Source organism: Cupriavidus oxalaticus, from assembly GCF_004768545.1.
Lineage (GTDB): Bacteria > Pseudomonadota > Gammaproteobacteria > Burkholderiales > Burkholderiaceae > Cupriavidus > Cupriavidus oxalaticus_A.
Map to the genome: position 1 here is coordinate 120568 of NZ_CP038636.1, position 16893 is coordinate 137460.

General features: G+C 63.9%; 19 protein-coding genes. 10 read left to right on the forward strand and 9 right to left on the reverse strand.

What is annotated here, in order from left to right; all coding sequences use genetic code 11:
* Positions 1-8: 8 nt before the first annotated feature.
* The 8 genes from E0W60_RS28560 to E0W60_RS28595 all read right to left on the reverse strand — a co-directional run bounded on the left by E0W60_RS28560 (position 9) and on the right by E0W60_RS28595 (position 8294).
* Positions 9-242 (reverse strand): hypothetical protein, encoded by a 234-nt coding sequence (locus E0W60_RS28560; RefSeq protein WP_133098046.1) that lies wholly within the window; start codon positions 240-242, stop codon positions 9-11.
* Positions 239-1459 (reverse strand): ABC transporter substrate-binding protein, encoded by a 1221-nt coding sequence (locus E0W60_RS28565; RefSeq protein WP_135706406.1) that lies wholly within the window; start codon positions 1457-1459, stop codon positions 239-241. The genes E0W60_RS28560 and E0W60_RS28565 overlap by 4 nt, the downstream gene beginning before the upstream one ends.
* 56 nt (positions 1460-1515) lie before the next feature.
* Positions 1516-2544, reverse strand: a complete 1029-nt coding sequence (locus E0W60_RS28570) for a branched-chain amino acid ABC transporter permease (protein WP_135707068.1) — start codon at positions 2542-2544, stop codon at positions 1516-1518.
* A 14-nt stretch (positions 2545-2558) separates the two neighbouring features.
* The gene (locus E0W60_RS28575) at positions 2559-3446 is read right to left on the reverse strand and encodes a branched-chain amino acid ABC transporter permease (protein ID WP_135706407.1); all 888 of its coding nucleotides are present in this window, start codon (positions 3444-3446) and stop codon (positions 2559-2561) included.
* A 21-nt stretch (positions 3447-3467) separates the two neighbouring features.
* The gene (locus E0W60_RS28580; protein WP_133098049.1) at positions 3468-4172 is read right to left on the reverse strand and encodes an ABC transporter ATP-binding protein; all 705 of its coding nucleotides are present in this window, start codon (positions 4170-4172) and stop codon (positions 3468-3470) included.
* Between the two features lie 2 nt (positions 4173-4174).
* Entirely contained in the window at positions 4175-4954 is a 780-nt protein-coding gene (locus E0W60_RS28585; protein ID WP_135706408.1) for an ABC transporter ATP-binding protein, read from the reverse strand.
* Positions 4955-5270: 316 nt separating this feature from the next.
* The gene (locus E0W60_RS28590) at positions 5271-7262 is read right to left on the reverse strand and encodes a thioredoxin domain-containing protein (RefSeq protein ID WP_135706409.1); all 1992 of its coding nucleotides are present in this window, start codon (positions 7260-7262) and stop codon (positions 5271-5273) included.
* Positions 7263-7583: 321 nt separating this feature from the next.
* A complete protein-coding gene (locus tag E0W60_RS28595) occupies positions 7584-8294 on the reverse strand; it encodes an SDR family oxidoreductase (protein ID WP_135706410.1) in 711 nt (236 codons plus the stop codon).
* Positions 8295-8473: 179 nt separating this feature from the next.
* Between E0W60_RS28595 and E0W60_RS28600 the strand changes: the two genes are divergently transcribed.
* The 10 genes from E0W60_RS28600 to E0W60_RS28645 all read left to right on the forward strand — a co-directional run bounded on the left by E0W60_RS28600 (position 8474) and on the right by E0W60_RS28645 (position 15945).
* Positions 8474-8944 carry an SUF system Fe-S cluster assembly regulator gene (locus E0W60_RS28600; protein ID WP_133098108.1) on the forward strand — a complete coding sequence of 157 codons (471 nt, stop codon included), beginning with the start codon at positions 8474-8476 and terminating at the stop codon, positions 8942-8944.
* A 30-nt stretch (positions 8945-8974) separates the two neighbouring features.
* Positions 8975-10423, forward strand: a complete 1449-nt coding sequence (sufB, locus tag E0W60_RS28605; RefSeq protein WP_133098054.1) for a Fe-S cluster assembly protein SufB — start codon at positions 8975-8977, stop codon at positions 10421-10423.
* A 51-nt stretch (positions 10424-10474) separates the two neighbouring features.
* Positions 10475-11245, forward strand: a complete 771-nt coding sequence (gene sufC / locus E0W60_RS28610; protein WP_133098055.1) for a Fe-S cluster assembly ATPase SufC — start codon at positions 10475-10477, stop codon at positions 11243-11245.
* Positions 11242-12573: a Fe-S cluster assembly protein SufD gene (gene sufD / locus E0W60_RS28615; RefSeq protein WP_135706411.1), complete on the forward strand. Its 1332-nt coding sequence runs from the start codon at positions 11242-11244 to the stop codon at positions 12571-12573. The genes sufC and sufD overlap by 4 nt, the downstream gene beginning before the upstream one ends.
* The gene (locus E0W60_RS28620) at positions 12570-13838 is read left to right on the forward strand and encodes a cysteine desulfurase (protein WP_135706412.1); all 1269 of its coding nucleotides are present in this window, start codon (positions 12570-12572) and stop codon (positions 13836-13838) included. Before sufD ends, E0W60_RS28620 begins: the two co-directional genes overlap by 4 nt.
* Positions 13838-14284 (forward strand): Fe-S cluster assembly sulfur transfer protein SufU, encoded by a 447-nt coding sequence (gene sufU, locus E0W60_RS28625; protein WP_135706413.1) that lies wholly within the window; start codon positions 13838-13840, stop codon positions 14282-14284. The genes E0W60_RS28620 and sufU overlap by 1 nt, the downstream gene beginning before the upstream one ends.
* Before the next feature lie 4 nt (positions 14285-14288).
* Positions 14289-14657 (forward strand): SUF system Fe-S cluster assembly protein, encoded by a 369-nt coding sequence (locus E0W60_RS28630; protein WP_135706414.1) that lies wholly within the window; start codon positions 14289-14291, stop codon positions 14655-14657.
* A 1-nt stretch (position 14658) separates the two neighbouring features.
* On the forward strand, positions 14659-14973 hold the full coding sequence (locus E0W60_RS28635) for a Rieske (2Fe-2S) protein (RefSeq protein ID WP_133098060.1): 315 nt from the start codon (positions 14659-14661) through the stop codon (positions 14971-14973).
* A 224-nt stretch (positions 14974-15197) separates the two neighbouring features.
* Positions 15198-15488 carry a hypothetical protein gene (locus E0W60_RS28640; RefSeq protein ID WP_135706415.1) on the forward strand — a complete coding sequence of 97 codons (291 nt, stop codon included), beginning with the start codon at positions 15198-15200 and terminating at the stop codon, positions 15486-15488.
* A gap of 148 nt (positions 15489-15636) precedes the next feature.
* Positions 15637-15945: an EthD family reductase gene (locus E0W60_RS28645; protein WP_133098062.1), complete on the forward strand. Its 309-nt coding sequence runs from the start codon at positions 15637-15639 to the stop codon at positions 15943-15945.
* A gap of 29 nt (positions 15946-15974) precedes the next feature.
* Here E0W60_RS28645 and E0W60_RS28650 read toward each other — a convergent pair whose 3' ends face one another.
* Complete coding sequence (locus E0W60_RS28650) at positions 15975-16883, reverse strand: LysR family transcriptional regulator (RefSeq protein WP_135706416.1); 909 nt, start codon at positions 16881-16883, stop codon at positions 15975-15977.
* Between the last annotated feature and the right edge of the window lie 10 nt (positions 16884-16893).

A 16893-nucleotide genomic window follows, 5' to 3' on the forward strand; every position in this document is an offset into this window, starting at 1 on the left:
GCGGCCGTTCAGTCGCGCCGGGCTGCCGGCAATAGGCGGCAGCCGTAGGTGGCGGTCGAACGCCAGCGAGTTGCCGTCGGCCAGGGCGGCCCGCAACAGGCGTGAGAGGAAGTTCTGATAACAGGGCGGTCTCGGCCATTGCGCTCGGTGAGGGCGTAGCCCAGCCCTTCGATGCCGAGGTCGATGGCCTCCCGGAAGCTGGCGCTCGCCTCGGGCGTCGTCTCGCGACAGGTGATCTTCATGACGTCTTCTTCCCAACCAGCGGGCAGCTACCTTCTTCCATCGGCCGGAACGCCTCGTTGGCGGGAATGGAGGCGATGAGCCTGTAGAAGTCGCCCGCATACTTCGATTCCGACGGCTTCTTCACCTCGAACAGATAGAGCGGGTGGATCTTCCGGCCGTCTTCGCGAATGCTGCCCTTGCCGAACAGCTTGTCGTCGGTGGGCATCGCCTTCATCTTCGCTACCACGGCGCCGCCGTCGCCATCCGCCTTCATCGCCGTTACTGCCTTCAGGTAGTGGATCACAGCCGAGTACGTACCCGCCTGCGCCATGGTCGGGAACTTGCCGTTGTTGGCGGCGGCGAATTCCTTGCCAAACCTGCGGTTCTCGTCGGTCATATCCCAATACCAGGTCTCGCTCAGCAACAGGCCCTGTGCAGCCTTGAGGCCGAGCGCCTGGACGTCGCTGCTGAAGACGAGCAGGCCTGCCAGCTTCTGACCGCCGGCGGTCACGCCGAACTCGGCGGCCTGCTTGACCGCGCCGATGGTGTCGCCCCCGGCGTTGGCCAGGCCCACTACCTGCGCCTTCGAGGCCTGAGCCTGAAGCAGGTAGGAGGAGAAATCGTTGCCCGGGAAAGGATGCCGGAGCTTGCCGAGGACCTTGCCACCGTTCTTGACGACAACGGCCTCGGTGTCGCGTTCGAGCGAGTGGCCGAAGGCGTAGTCGGCAGTCACGAAGAACCAACTCTTGCCCCCCGACTTGACAACCGCCTTACCAGTCCCATTCGCCAGTGCCCACGTGTCGTAGGCCCAGTGGATCGCGTTGGGCGTGCAGGCCTTGCCGGTGAGGTCGGAGGTGCCGCCGCCGGTGACAATCATCACCTTGTTCTTCTCCTTGGCCACCTGGTTGACCGCCAGGACGACCGACGAGGTCGGCACGTCGACGATAGCGTCCACCTTGTCCACGTCGAACCAGCGGCGGGCGATGCTCGCCCCGACGTCCGGCTTATTCTGGTGGTCGGCGGCCACGATCTCAACCTTCAGACCATGCTTCTCGGGCGCAAAGTCCTGGACCGCCTTCTTCGCGGCCCAGACCGAACCGGGACCGGCCAGCCCGGCATAAACTCCGGTCTGATCGTTGAGCACGCCGATCCGGACCACGCCGCCCGTGATCTCGGCCTGCGCCGTCGAGGCCGCCAGCAGCGCGGCGAGCGAAAGCAGCTTGATGCGATTGTTCATCCTGTGTCTCCTCTACTGTGGGGATATATATGGGGTGTTCCGTTCAGCGCTTGATTTCATGCCTTTCCTTCCACGCGCCGGGCATGCACGCCCGCTCCGGCGGGCGTTTCGTCATGACTTGGTGCCGGCACGGCAGCGCGGCGCGGTGCGGGCCGGACGCGGCGGTTGCCCACGATGTTCTGGCACAACGCGTTCAACTCGCCGACGATGCCGCGGCGGAACGCAAGCACGCACACGACGAAGATGCTCCCCATGATCACGGTGATCATGGAACCGACCTTGTCCGCCAAGGCGTTCTGGATGGCGACCACGATGCCCGCGCCCACCACCGGGCCGAAGGCAGTGCCAAGGCCGCCCAACAGCGTCATCAGTACGACTTCGCCGGAGGTGTGCCAGTGCGCGTCGGTCAGTGTGGCGAACTGAAAGACAAGGGTCTTGGTGGCCCCGGCAAGGCCGGCCAGGCCCGCCGAGAGGACGAAGGCCAGCAGCTTGTAGCGCGCGACGTCGTAGCCCAGCGAAGTGGTGCGCGCCTCGTTCTCGCGGATCGCCTTCAGAATCTGGCCGAAAGGCGAATGGATGATGCGATGGATCAGCCAGAAGGTGAACAGGAAGATCGCCAGCACGAAGTAGTACATGCGCTGGTCCGACGCCAGGTCGATCAGGCCGAACAGCCTGCCTCGCGGAATGGCCTGCATGCCATCCTCACCGCCGGTGAACGGCGCCTGCAGGAACAAGAAGTAGAACATCTGTGCCAAGGCAAGCGTGATCATCGCGAAGTAGATGCCCTGCCGGCGAATAGCGAGCGCCCCGACGACAAAGCCCGCGGCAGCCGAGACGAACGTGCCGAGCAGCAGGCCGAGTTCCGGGGTGAGCCCCCAGGTCTTCATGCCGTAGCCCGATATATAGGCCGCCGTGCCGAGGAACGCCGCATGGCCGAACGAGAGCAGGCCGGCATAGCCGAGCAGCAAGTTGAAGGCGCAGGCGAATAAGGCGAAGCACAGCACCTTCATCAGCATCACCGGATAGAGCACGGCCGGGGCCGCCAGCGCGCCCAGCAGCAGGACACCATAGCCAAGATTTCTCATTTTCATACTCGACCTCACTTTTCCTTGCCAAACAGGCCTGCCGGACGAACCATCAGCACGATGACCATGATCACGAAAACCACCGTGGCCGACGCCTCTGGATAAAACACCTTGGTCAGTCCTTCGACCACGCCCAGCCCCAGCCCGGCGACGATCGCGCCAAGGATGGAACCCATGCCGCCGATCACCACCACCGCGAACACGACGATGATCAGGTTCGACCCCATCAGCGGACTTAGTTGCCCCGTCGGTGCTGCCAGCACGCCGGCCAGCCCGGCCAGGCCCACGCCGAAGGCATAGGTCATCATCACCATCACCGGCACATTGATGCCGAAGGCTTGGGTAATGCTTGGGTTCTCGGTGGCGGCGCGCAGGTAGGCGCCGAGGCGGGTCTTCTCGATCGTGAACCAGGTCAGCAGGCACACTGTGAGCGAGCCGCCGATGACCCACGCGCGGTATTTCGGCAGAATCATGAAGCCGAGGTTGAAGGCGCCGGCCACCTCGTCGGGAATCGAATACGGCTGCCCCGAGACGCCGAACTGGAAGCGGAACAGACCTTCGATAATGAGCGCCAGCCCGAAGGTCAGCAGCAGCCCGTACAGGTGGTCGAGCTTGTACAGCCACCGCAGCAGGCCGCGCTCGATGGCGATACCCATCAGCCCTACCAGCACCGGCGCCGCCAGCAGCGACCACCAGTAGCTGACGCCGAGATACTCCAGGCCCGCCCAGGCGACAAATGCGCCCACCATGAACATCGCGCCGTGGGCAAAGTTGATGATGTTGAGCATGCCGAAGATCACGGCAAGCCCGAGGCTGAGAATCGCGTAAAACGAGCCGTTTACCAGCCCGAGCACGAGTTGCCCCAACAGCCCCTGTAGCGGGACTCCCAGAATCGTTGTCATATTGTCTCCTCCGCAGCGGTCTCAGACACCCAGGAGTTCCTGGAGCAGGTGCTGCTTCTCGTGAATCTCGTGCTGGTGGATCTCCGCGGCGATTTGGCCGTGCTCCACCACGTACATGCGGTCGGCCAGCGGCGCGGCGAACCGGAAGTTCTGCTCCACCAGCACGATCGTGTAGCCCTTTGCCTTGAGGTCGCGGATGACCTCCGCGAGCTTCTGCACGATCACCGGCGCCAGTCCCTCGGAGATCTCGTCCAGCAGCAGCAACCGCGCTCCGGTGCGCAGGATGCGCGCCATCGCCAGCATCTGTTGCTCGCCGCCCGAGAGCCGCGTGCCCTGGCTATGCCGCCGCTCGTGGAGATTGGGGAACATCGCGTAGATCTCGTCGAGGCTCATCCCGCCGCCGCCCACCTGCGGCGGCAGCAGGAGGTTCTCCTCGCACGAGAGGCTGGAGTAAATCGCCCGCTCCTCCGGGCAGAAGCCGACGCCGAGACGCGCGATGCGATGGGCCGGCATGCCGATTGCCTCGCGGCCGTCGATCATGACCGAGCCGGCGCGACGCCCCGTCAGGCCCATGATGGCGCGCAGGGTGGTGGTACGGCCTGCCCCGTTGCGGCCGAGCAGGGTCACGCACTCTCCCTCGTTCACCAGCAAGTCGATGCCGTGCAGGATGTGCGATTCGCCGTAGAAGGCATGGAGGTCGGTGACCCGCAGGTATTCCGTCGCCATGATCAATGCCCTCCCGGCTCCACAAGCGCGGCATCAGCGCTGCCCATATAGGCCTCGATGACCTGCGGGTTGGCGGAGACTTCCGCGTATGTGCCCTCGGCCAGCACGCTGCCGCGCGCCAGCACCGTGATGGCGTCGCAGATGCCGGACACCACTTTCATGTTGTGCTCCACCATCAGGATGCTGCGATTGGCCGAGACCTTCTTGATGAGCTGCATGACGCGGTCAACGTCTTCGTGGCCCATGCCCTGCGTAGGCTCGTCGAGCAGCATCAGCTCGGGGTCGAGGGCCAGCGTGGTGGCGATTTCCAGCGCCCGCTTGCGGCCGTACGGCATCTCGGCGGTCGTCATGTCGGCGAAGTCCTCCAGTCCGACGTCGGCGAGCAATGCCATGGCCCTGTCATCGAGCGATGCGAGGACTTTCGGCGAGCGCCAGAACTGGAAGGAAATCCCGAGCCTGCGCTGCAGCGGGATACGCACGTTGTCAAGCACGGTCAGGTGCGGAAACACCGCCGAGATCTGGAAGGAGCGCACCACGCCCCGGCGCGCGACCTGCGCCGGCTTATCGCCGGTGATCTCGGCACCGTTGAACCGGATGGTGCCGCGCGTGGGATCCAGGAACTTGGTAAGGAGGTTGAAGCAGGTGGTCTTGCCTGCACCGTTCGGACCGATCAGTGCGTGGATGTGTCCACGCCTGACCTTGAGGCTGACGTCGTTTACGGCGACGAATCCCTTGAACTCCTTCCTCAGTCCGACGGTTTCAAGAATGAGATTGCTTGCCATGGTCATTTCCGCGCCCGTTGTTGGGGTCTGCTGGAGAATATGGCTGCAGCTAGATCACGTCCAATATATTATTGGTTAGTTATTGACACTTTTTGTGTATATATGTCGGAGGCGCGCAACCTGGGTCGCGTGCCTGCGCACTATCCGCCGCTGCACGCTGCGCTATGCGCTCGAGACCGAGCGCATCGAAGGGCTGGTTGCTGGAGGGCCGCCTGCAGGAAACCGGCGCTCGCGCTCGAAGCGGCGTCATGAGCAATCCCAATTTGGTTTGCGGACCCCCAGGAATCGCGGCAAAGGCCGAGTCGCATCGTGACAGTCACGCCATGCAGCGTTCAAGGAGCGCCTGGCCACTGGTTACCGGTGCGGTACAGGTGCGATGTCGGCACACGTAGGCTGCCGGCCGGCCGTCGACCGGGTGCCGCCCCTGGCCGACCGGAACGTCTTCGGCGAATGCCAGGACGCGTGCCGGAAGGTAGGCACGGTGAACGCTTTTTACCAATGGGGCGGCAGCCGCCTTATCGCCGGCAAATATGATCCCGAGCGCGCCGCGCTGCGCGAAGTCCCTGGCGGCCAGGAGGTGCACGAAGCCGGCCGGGGCCGCGGTGGCGGCAGCCCCATATCCCTGGAACTCTTGCTCGGCGAAGTCGCGATAGCGATCCTCGCCGGTGAGTTCATGCAAGCGCAGGAAGGAGAACACGCTGGCTGAAATGCCCGACGGCCAGGCGCTGTCGTACGGCGCGCGAGGCCTGTGCACCAATGGCTCGGCATCGTGGGACGTGAAATAAAGCCCGTCTTCCCAGAACTTATCGAGTATCAGTGCCACCAGTTCGGCTGCGCGATCAAGGTATCGCCTGTCGAAGCAGGATTCGTAGAGGTCGATCAGAGCGCTGGCCAGGAAGGCATAGTCCTCCAGGAACCCTGGTACCTTGACTGTGCCGTCCTTCCAGTACCGGTACACGCCGCCGTCCGGCATGGCGAGCTTATCCTCGATAAAGCTGGCGGCACGCCTTGCGGCGCAGAGGTGTGCGGGGTTGCCCGTCGCCTGGTAAGCCGCGCAGAGCCCCTGGATCATGAGACCGTTCCAGCCGGCGAGAATGTTCTCGTCACGGCCGGGGCGCACACGCTGGGCGCGTGCTGCCAACAGCCGATTGCGCCAGCCTTCGAGTCGCGCCTCCTCCAGGGCGGGCAGCGTGACCGCACGGTGGAGCACCGATCTGCCGGGTGCAAAGTTCCCGCCGTCGGTCACGCCATAGGCGCGACATGCCTGGGCCCCCTCGGATTCGCCCAGGACAGCTTTCACCTCGGCCGGCGTCCAGGCATAAAAGCGGCCTTCCTCGCCTTCGCTGTCGGCATCTTCGCCAGCGTAAAAGCCGCCATCGGGGTGCGTCATGTCCCGCAGAATGTATGCGATAGTTCCCTCGAATACGCGGCGCCAGGCTTGCTTGCCGGTCAGGCGATAGGCGTCCGCGTACAGTTTGACGAGCTGGCCGTTGTCGTAAAGCATCTTTTCGAAGTGGGGCACGACCCAGCGTTCATCGACACTGTAGCGGGCGAACCCACCACCGAGCTGGTCATGGATGCCGCCGGCCGCCATGCCGTCGAGCGTGCGCTCCAGCGCTTCAAGCAGCGCGGGTTCACGAGTTCGTTGATAGATGCGCAGCACGAGGTCGTAGGCGCTTGCGTTGGGAAACTTGGGCGCTCCGCCTAACCCGCCGTGGATCGGATCCGTATTTCGCGCGAGGGCGAGGGCTGTCTGCGCGGGCAGATCCTCGACTTCCGCGGCTTCACGGCTGAGGTCCGCGTCTTCTAGCTGCCGGAACCCCTGCTGAAACCGCGCGATGGTGTCGTGCAGTTCCTCGCGCCGATGCGTCCAGGCTTCGCTCAGGCTCAGCAGCACACGTTCCAAGCCGGGGCGCCCGTAGCGGTCATCCGGCGGAAAGTAGGTGCCACCAAAGAACGGCTCTCCTTGCGGCGTCAGGAACACCGTGAGCGGCCAGCCGCCCCCCTGTCCCATCATCTGGGGAACTTTCTGGTAAACGTCGTCGAGGTCGGGGCGTTCCTGCCGGTCAACCTTGATGCTGATGAAACGCTCGTTCATCAGGCCGGCGATCCGGGGATTCTCGAACGATTCGTGCGCCATGACATGGCACCAATGGCATGTGGCGTAGCCGACGGAAAGCAGTACCGGCTTGTCCTCGTCGCGCGCGCGGCGAAACGCCTCTTCGCACCAGGGATACCAGTCGACCGGATTCTCCGCGTGTTGCCGGAGGTAAGGCGAGGTTTCTGTGGCGAGCCGGTTTCTCGTCATGATCTTCAGGCAGGCCAGTGGGGACAGCTGTGACGCAGAACAAGGCGCGCGGCAAGCGCGAGGCTCCCCGGCATACCTCGATGAACCATACAAAAAAGCACCTGCTACAGGTGCTCGGTGCTTCCAACCGTGGGCGTCTGCGTCCGAACCGGGTCAGCAACTCATGATCCGGTTCGGACCTGCAGGCTTGTGAGGCCTGCACGATCACGCTTCATATAGGAAACACGATCGTTTCGCTGACCTACCTTCGCTTTGTCAAAGCGTGTCTCAGTCAGCACTTGAATTATAGGACGGGAGACAATCAGGTCAATCCGAATCTGGCTACCATGGAATCGACTGGCGATCGCGGAAGAAGCCACCGGTGGGGCCATCGTCGGGCAGCGTTGCCAGCCACACCACGGAGTCGATGCCCTGCTCGGGCGAGCGCGGCGCATCGGGGCCGCCCAGGTCGGTGCGACACCAGCCGGGGCACACTGAGTTGACCTTGACGCCGCTGTCGGTCATTTCGGCGGCCAGGATGCGTGTGACGGCGTTCAGCGCCGTTTTCGAGATTCGGTAGGCTGGCACGCCGCTCCCCATTTCCGCCAGCTGTCCCATGCCCGAAGCCAGGTTGACCACCCGGCCGGCGCGGCTGGCGCGCAGCAGCGGCGCTAACGCCTGTGTGATCCGGAGCACGCCGAAAAGATTGATATCCAAGGTACGGCGCAGCGTCTCGAGCGGCATTTCGAGCAGGCTGGTGTCGTAGTGGTCGAGCGATACACCAGCGTTGTTGATCAGCGCGTCCACGCGACCGAAGCGTTCGGTCAGCCAGCTGGCCAGCGCAGCCGCCGAACTGTCTTCCGTAACGTCAAGGGGATGGCAAGCGATCGGATGACCCTCAAGCCGGAGCTCTGTCTCCAGCAACTCGAGGTCCGTCGGCCTGCGCGCCGTGGCGACGACCAGATGGCCTTCCACGGTGGCCAGCCGGCACGCGGCCGCGCGGCCCAAGCCGCGGCTTGCGCCAGTGATGACGGTAACAGGTTGGTTGACCATGTCTGAGTCTCCTCGCCGCTCTCGGGGCTCGCATGCCCCCATAGCTGCGGCTACTCATCTATACACCGTCGACGGTGACCTGGTGATAGCGGATCCAAGATCCTGGCCTGGCGCGAAACAGGGATGCTGGAACAATTGAGGACTGATTTGGTTCTAATTGACAAATACTGGTGGCGACGATGCTCAGACTCAGCAAGCTGACCGACTACGGCACGGTGATCATGACGCACCTGGCGCGAAACCCGGGCCGGATTTACAGTGCCGCCGAACTCGCCGCCGCAATCGGCGTGTCTGTACCGACGGCAAGCAAGATCCTGAAGACGCTGGCAAGGCACCACTTGCTGCAGTCATTGCGCGGCGCCAATGGCGGCTATCTGCTGGCACGACCGCCGGAACAGATTTCGATCGCACAGGTGATCGACGCCATGGAAGGCCCGGCCGGCGTGACCGAGTGCAGCGTCGCTGCCGGCCTGTGTGCGCAGGAAGGGCTGTGCGCCATCCGCGCCAACTGGCAATCGATCAATAGAGTGATCTTTATGGTGCTTGACGGCGTGACACTGGCAGATATGGCACAACCGGTATTGCACGCGGTAGATATTGGCGCCTTGCACGCCCGACGCGCACACGGGCCGCAAGCTGGCATTTCGTGACGTCGATAACAGTGGCAAGCGAAGCAGAACATGGCAACCCCGGCACGCAAGCTCGATGAACTGATCAGCCAAGGCTATAAGCATGGCTTCTACACGCCCGTGGAGACGGACACGGTGCCGTGCGGGCTGAATGAGGACGTGATCCGCATGATCTCGGCCATCAAGGGCGAGCCGGAATTCATGCGGGAGTGGCGTCTCAAGGCCTTCCGCCACTGGCTGACGATGTCCGAGCCGCACTGGGCGACGGTCAAGCACCCGCCCATCGACTACCAGGCGATCGCATACTATGCCGCGCCGCGCTCCCAGAAAGCGGGACCGAAGACGCTGGACGAAGTCGATCCGGAGTTGTTGCGTACCTACGAAAAGCTGGGCGTGCCCCTGCACGAACGTGAACTGCTGGCAGGCGTGGCGGTGGACGCGGTATTCGACAGCGTCTCGGTGGCCACCACCTTCAAGCAGAAACTGGGCGAGCTCGGCATCATCTTCTGCTCGTTTTCCGAGGCGGTGCGGGAGCATCCGGCGCTGGTGCAGCAGTATCTCGGCTCGGTCGTGCCCTATACCGACAACTTCTTCGCCTCGCTCAACTCCGCCGTGTTCAGCGACGGCTCGTTCTGCTATATCCCGCCCGGGGTACGCTGCCCGATGGAGCTGTCGACCTACTTCCGCATCAATGCCAGCAACACCGGCCAGTTCGAGCGCACCCTGATCATCGCCGACCAGGGCGCTTACGTCAGCTATCTGGAGGGTTGCACCGCGCCGATGCGCGACGAGAACCAGCTGCATGCCGCGGTGGTGGAGCTGATCGCGCTGGAAGATGCACAGATCAAATACTCGACCGTGCAGAACTGGTATCCGGGCGACAAGGAAGGCAAGGGCGGCATCTACAACTTCGTCACCAAGCGCGGCGATTGCCGCGGCGCGCGCTCGAAGATTTCCTGGACCCAGGTGGAGACCGGCTCCGCCATTACGTGGAAGTATCCAAGCGTGATCCTGCAGGGCGACGATTCGGTCGGCGAGTTCTATTCGGTCGCGCTGACCAATCACTACCAGCAGGCGGACACCGGCACCAAGATGACCCACCTTGGCAGGAATACGAGGAGCACCATCCTTTCCAAGGGCATTTCGGCCGGTCATGGCCAGAATGCCTACCGCGGGCTGGTGAGGATGGCCAGGAGCGCAGTCGGCGCGCGCAACTACTCGCAGTGCGATTCGCTGCTGCTTGGCGACAAATGCGCTGCCCACACCTTCCCTTATATCGAGGTGAAGAACGCCACCGGCCAGGTTGAGCACGAGGCATCGACTTCGCGCATCGGCGAGGACCAGCTGTTCTATTGCCAGAGCCGCGGTGTCAGCGCCGAGGATGCGGTGTCGATGATCGTGAATGGATTCTGCAAGGAAGTATTCAAGGAGCTGCCGATGGAATTCGCGGTGGAAGCCCAGAAGCTGCTGGGCGTGAGCCTGGAAGGCAGTATCGGGTAAGGGTGGCGCGCACGAGGCGCGCTGCAGGCGCATCGGAGGAAGAAGCCAGCCATGCTTGAGATTCGCAAGCTGCACGTCAGCGTAGACGACAAGCCCATCCTGCACGGCATCGACCTCAGCGTGCAGGCCGGCGAGGTGCACGCCATCATGGGCCCCAACGGTTCGGGCAAGAGCACCCTGGCCCATGTACTGGCCGGGCGCGACCGCTTTACCGTGACTGCGGGCGAAGTCCTTTACGACGGCACGAACCTGCTTGGGATGCCACCGGAAGAGCGCGCCCGCGCGGGCATCTTCCTCGCCTTCCAGTATCCGGTGGAAATCCCCGGCGTCTCGAATATCTACCTCCTCAAGGCGGGGCTCAACGCGATCCGCAAGCACCGCGGCGAGCAGGAGCTGGACGCCATGGATTTTCTCGCCCTGGTCAAGGACAAGCTCCAGCTCATGGAGATGGACCAGGACCTGCTTTACCGCTCGGTGAACGAGGGCTTCTCCGGCGGCGAGAAGAAGCGCAACGAGATCCTGCAGATGGCGGTGCTGGAGCCCCGGCTCGCCATTCTCGACGAGACCGACTCCGGCCTCGACATCGATGCGCTCAAGATCGTCGCCAGGGGCATCGAGGCCATGCGCAGCCCGCAACGCGCCATTGTGCTGGTCACGCACTACCAGCGCCTGCTCGATTACATCGTGCCGGACCAGGTCCACGTGCTTGCGCACGGCCGCATCGCCAGGTCCGGCGGCCCCGAGCTGGCGCGCGAACTGGAGCGCACCGGCTATGCCGCGATGGAGGCGCAAGCCGTCACCGGGATGGAGTCTTCAGCATGAGCGCAAGCGGACTGGAGCACTATCTCGCCGAGTTCGACCGCGTCGAGGCCGCGCTGCCGGGCCGTCGCCTGAGCTGGCTCGAGCACGCGCGCCGGCAGGCGCTGGATCATTTCGCCCATACGGGGTTCCCCACGCTGCGGCAGGAGGACTGGAAATACACCAACGTGGCGGCACTCGAGAGAAGCCGTTTTGCCGTGGCTCTGCCACAGGCCGCAGACGGCCTGGACACTGCAGTGGCGGCGCAGATCGAGGCGTTGGCCCTGGCCGGCGCGCACCTGATGGTGTTCGTCAATGGTGTGCACCAGCCGCAATGGTCGCGCATCGCTGCCCTGCCTGAGGGGATGGAGCTCGCCAGCCTCGCCGCCATGCTGGAGCGCGCACCGGACTGCCTGGAAGCGCTACTGCTGCGCGGCGCAGGCGACTACCCGTCCGGTTTCGCCGCCCTGAACATGGCGTTCATGACCGACGGTGCCTATATCCGCGTGGCGGCCGGCACCGTCCTCGAACAGCCGATCCACTTGCTGTTCCTCGCCACCGCCGGCGAACTGGCAACCCATGCGCGCAATGTGGTGGTGGCGCAAGCCGGCAGCCGGGTCTGCATTGTGGAGCACCACGCGGGCCTGGATGGCCTGGGCTATTGCACCAATGCCATCACTGACATCGTTGCCGAGCGCGATGCGCAGGTCGGACATCACAAGCTGCAGCAGGAGAGCCTCAAAGCCTTCCATATTGCCGGGGTGCACCTCGACCAGCAGCAGGGAAGCCGCTTCGACTCCAGTTCGTTTGCTCTCGGCAGCGCCCTCGCGCGTGTTGACATCGAAATCGGGCTGAATGCCGAGCATACCGAGTGTTCGCTGGACGGGCTGTATATGACCGCCGGGCGGCAGCATATCGACCACCACACCCGCATCGACCACGCCAGCCCGCACAGCAAGAGTCGCGAGTTGTATAAGGGCGTGCTGGCGGGCGCCTCGCGCGCCGTCTTCAACGGCAAGGTGGTGGTGCATGCCGATGCCCAGCACAGCGATGCCCACCAGTCCAACCGCAACCTGCTGCTGTCCGAGCAGGCCGAGGTCGACACCAAGCCGCAGCTGGAGATCTATGCCGACGACGTCAAATGCGGCCACGGCGCCACCGTCGGCCAGCTCGATGCCGAGCAGATCTACTACCTGCGCTCGCGTGGGATGGACGATGCCGCGGCGCGTGCCCTGCTGACCTTTGCCTTTGCCGAAGAGGTCGTCAAGCGGCTCGGCTCTGCCCCATTGCGCACGCGGCTGGAAGCGCTCCTGCGCGGCAAGCTGCCGGAGCCTGTGAAGGAGTTGCCATGAACACGGCAGCGCATGAATTGATGGCCGTGGGGCGCGCGGTGCCGCCCGCCGGCCTGGAGGTAGAGCGGCTGCGCCAGGATTTCCCCATCCTGCGCCAGACCGTCAACGGCAAGCCGCTGGTCTATCTGGACAACGCCGCCACCACCCAGAAGCCGCAAAGCGTGATCCATTGCGAAGCGCGTTACTACAGCGCGCTCAACGCCAACATCCACCGCGGCCTGCACACCCTGAGCCAGCGCGCCACCGATGCCTACGAAGCCGCGCGCGACGCCGTGCGAGACCTGATCAACGCGGCCCGGCGCGAGGAAATCGTGTTCGTGCGCGGCACCACCGAGGCGATCAACCTGGTGGCGGCAAGCTTTGGCCAGCGCCTGCGCCCGGGCGACGAGATCCTGATCAGCGCGATGGAGCACCACTCCAATATCGTGCCGTGGCAACTGGCGTGCCAGCGCACCGGCGCCTTGCTGCAGGTCGCGCCGATCAACGATGCCGGCGAGTTGATGCTGGAACAGTTCGCGCAATTGCTCGGCCCCCGCACCAGGCTGGTCGCGTTGGCGCACCTCTCAAATGCGCTCGGCACGGTCAACCCGGTGCGAGACATCATCGAGCTGGCGCATGCCCGGGACATCCCGGTGCTGATCGATGGCGCCCAGGCGGTGCCGCACCTCAAGGTCGACGTACAGGACCTCGATTGCGATTTCTACGCCTTCTCCGGGCACAAGCTCTACGGCCCCACCGGCGTCGGCGTGCTCTATGGCAAGGCTGCGCTGCTCGATGCCATGCCGCCTTACCAGGGCGGCGGGGACATGATCCGCGAGGTCACGTTCCATAAAACCACTTACAACGATATTCCCTACAAGTTCGAGGCCGGCACCCCCAATATCGCCGGCGTCATCGGCCTTGGCGCGGCCATCGGGTATGTGCGCGCGGTCGGCCTGGAGGCCATCGCCGCTCACGAGCATGCGCTGCTCGCGTACGCCAGCGCGCGGGCGGGGAAGGTCTCCGGGCTGCGCATGATCGGCACGGCTGCCAACAAGGCGAGCATCCTCTCGTTCACCCTGGACGGCATCCATGCCCACGATGTCGGCAGCATCCTCGATCAGCACGGCGTGGCGGTCCGTGCCGGCCACCATTGCGCCATGCCCGTGATGGAGCGTTTCGGCGTGCCTGCCACGGTGCGCGCTTCCTTCGCGCTGTATAACACGCGTGAAGAAGTGGATGCGCTGTTTGCTGCGGTGCGCGCGGCGCAGGAGGTATTCGCCTGATGTCCGACCTGCGCAACCTTTACCAGGAAGTGGTGGTCGACCACAGCCGCTCGCCGCGCAATTTCGGGCGGCTGGCGGTAGCGAACCGCAGCGCCGAGGGCTTTAACCCGCTGTGCGGCGACCGGCTGACGCTGTACCTGAGCATCCGCGACGGGGTGATCGAGGACGCCAGCTTCGAGGGCTCGGGCTGTGCCATCTCCACCGCCTCGGCCTCGCTGATGACAGAAGCGCTCAAGGGCAAGACCGAGGCAGAGGCACGGGCGCTGTTCTCGGGCTTTCACGCGCTGGTGACCGGCGTGCCGGAGCAGGCCGGTGTGCCGATGGGCAAGCTGGAGGTCCTGGCCGGCGTGCGTGAGTTCCCGGCACGCGTGAAGTGCGCGACCCTGGCCTGGCATACCATGCAAGCCGCTTTGGATAACACCACCAGGCCGGTCTCAACGGAGTGAAACAATGAGCATGATCGATTGGCTGCGCAAGGCTGAGGAACACGAAGACAGGCTCGAGCCCGAATCGGACAGCCTCGAGGGGCGGGTGATAGCGGCCTTGCGTACGGTGTACGACCCCGAGATCCCGGTCAACATCTACGACCTTGGCCTGGTCTACCAGTTATCGGCGGACGAAGCCAGCGGCAAGGTGGGCATCCGGATGACGCTGACCGCACCGGGCTGCCCGGTGGCGCAGGCCTTCCCGAGTGTGGTGCAGGACGCCGTGATGGAAGCCAGCGGGGTGAACGAAGTCGAGGTTGAACTGGTATGGGAGCCGCCCTGGTCGAGAGAACGAATGAGCGAGGCGGCCCGCCTGGAACTGGGGCTGATCTGAGATGAGCGAGTGGATCGATGTCGCCCGCGCCGAGGACTTCGCGCCGGGCACCTGCCGCAACGTCGATGTCGGTGGCGTAGAGGTCGCGGTATTCAATGTGGATGGCAATTACTACGCCATCGAGGCCCTCTGCTCGCACGAGGCCGAGCCGCTTTGCGGCGGCGACCTGGAAGGCCAGGAGGTCGTCTGCCCGCGCCACGGCTCGCACTTTTCCCTGCTGACGGGCGAGGCGCTGTGCCCGCCTGCCTATGAGCCCGTGGCGACCTTTCCGGTCCGGGTGGAGGACGGCAAGGTGCAGGTCAGGGACGAGCGCTGAGACGAGACTCTTCGAAACCCTGATGCAAGAATTGGGGCTGGACGTCCGCGAGATGAGTGTGGTTCAGAGCCTTGACGCAGCCTACTACGCTGCACAGACCTTCCTGGCGTTCAGCGCCGCAAAACGGGCTTTGGCAAGGCTCGTATCCCAACTAGACTGATGCAGTCAAAGCATTCCGTGATTGGCTGCGCAAAAACCGGGGCCATACGCTGGAGGGGCGGATCATGCACACTGTTATCAGAACCTATTCCGGAAGCGGCGCTAAGGAGCTATTTGCGCTGCTTGAAACACGGACAGCAGAGATCGAATCGTTGATGCGCTCGGTTCAGGGTTTCGTGAGTTACACCCTGGCGCGAACCGCCGATGGCGGCTTTTCCGTCACGACCTGCAATGACAAGGCCGGCGCGGATGAGAGCGTCAAGGTGGCGAAGGACTGGATCGCCACGAACGCTGCTGGCACGGCCGCCAATGCGCCGTCGATATCCGAGGGAACTGTCATCCTGCACGTGAAATAGTCGCGGGATAACGAGCACGCCAGACCGAAAATTAAGCGATCGGTTGCTTGCAAGGCAACCGATCGTCTTATCAATCTACTGAAAGCACCGCTGCCGTGAGGCGTACCCCTGCGGTCCGCACTCAGAGGCGCGCGACAGGACGAACAAGATGGCAAAGCTTGTGGCACTGTACAAAAAGCCGGACGACAAGGCAGCGTTCGATTCGTATTACTTTTCGAAGCACGTTCCGCTGGCTAAGAAAATTCCCGGCTTGCGAGCTTACGAGGTGAGCGACGGGTCGGTGGCAACCCCTTTAGGAGAGTCCCCGTTCCATCTGGTAGCGTTGCTCAGCTTCGATTCTCTGGAGGCAATCCAACAGGGGCTGGCGTCGCCGGAAGGCGCCGCAACAGCGGCCGATCTCGCCAATTTTGCCGGGGCAGGCGTGGACCTTTTGATCTTCGACACCAAAGCGGTCTAGCCGGCCTAGACGCGACGCTGTTTACAGCGTCATGCAGGTTTCGCGCTTGCGACACGTGGCACCAATGCGCGAAGCCGGGAAAGAACCAGCCGGGCCGCACGGGACAGCGGGTGGTGCTGCGTGACGCCGAGCGCGATTGACCTGAGCAGGTCGGGGTCGACGATCTCGACCGCTGCCAGCCGGCCCTCAGCCACTTCGTCATCGACGGCAAGCAAAGGCAGGATCGTCATGGCATGCCCGCACAAGGCGACTTCCTTCATGGTGTTGAGCGACTCCACCTCAAGCGCGACGTCAAGGACAATGCCTTGCTGGCGCGCATGTTGGTCAAGGATGGAGCGAAGGCCATTTGGCGTAGGCGGCAGGACCAGTGGTACGCCATCCAGTCGATGGAAGGCGACAGTCGGCTCGCCAGCCAAGGCATGCTGGGGCGGACATACCAGGTAAGTTGAAACAGTCGCCAGGATATCCTCGGCCTGCCGCGGTCCAGGACCATAGCGGTTAATGACTGCGATATCGAGGTGGCCGGATTCCAGCTGCTCATCGAGTTGGCCGCTGAAGCCTTCCGTCACGCGCAAGCGAACGCCCGGTGCGCTCGCGCGCAGGTCGGCAAATAAGGCGGGAACGAGCCGGCGCGTCATAGAGGGGAGGACGCCGATACGTACCACCCCGAACGGAATACCGGCCGCGTTCCGGACTTCATCATTGAGTCGCGCCGACTGAGCAAGCAGAAGCTCAATGTGCGGGAAAATCCGCTTGCCGAACTCTGACAGCACCACCCCGCGACCGGTCCGATCGAACAACCTGTCGCCCCACTCCGTCTCAATCTGAGCAATGGTGCGGCTCACCAGGGACTGGGCGATTCCGAGCGCACGCGCGGCACGCGACAGCGACCCGACTTCGGCCACCAGCGCCACGGTCTCCAGTTGCTTCAGGTTCACAGCGCTTCCC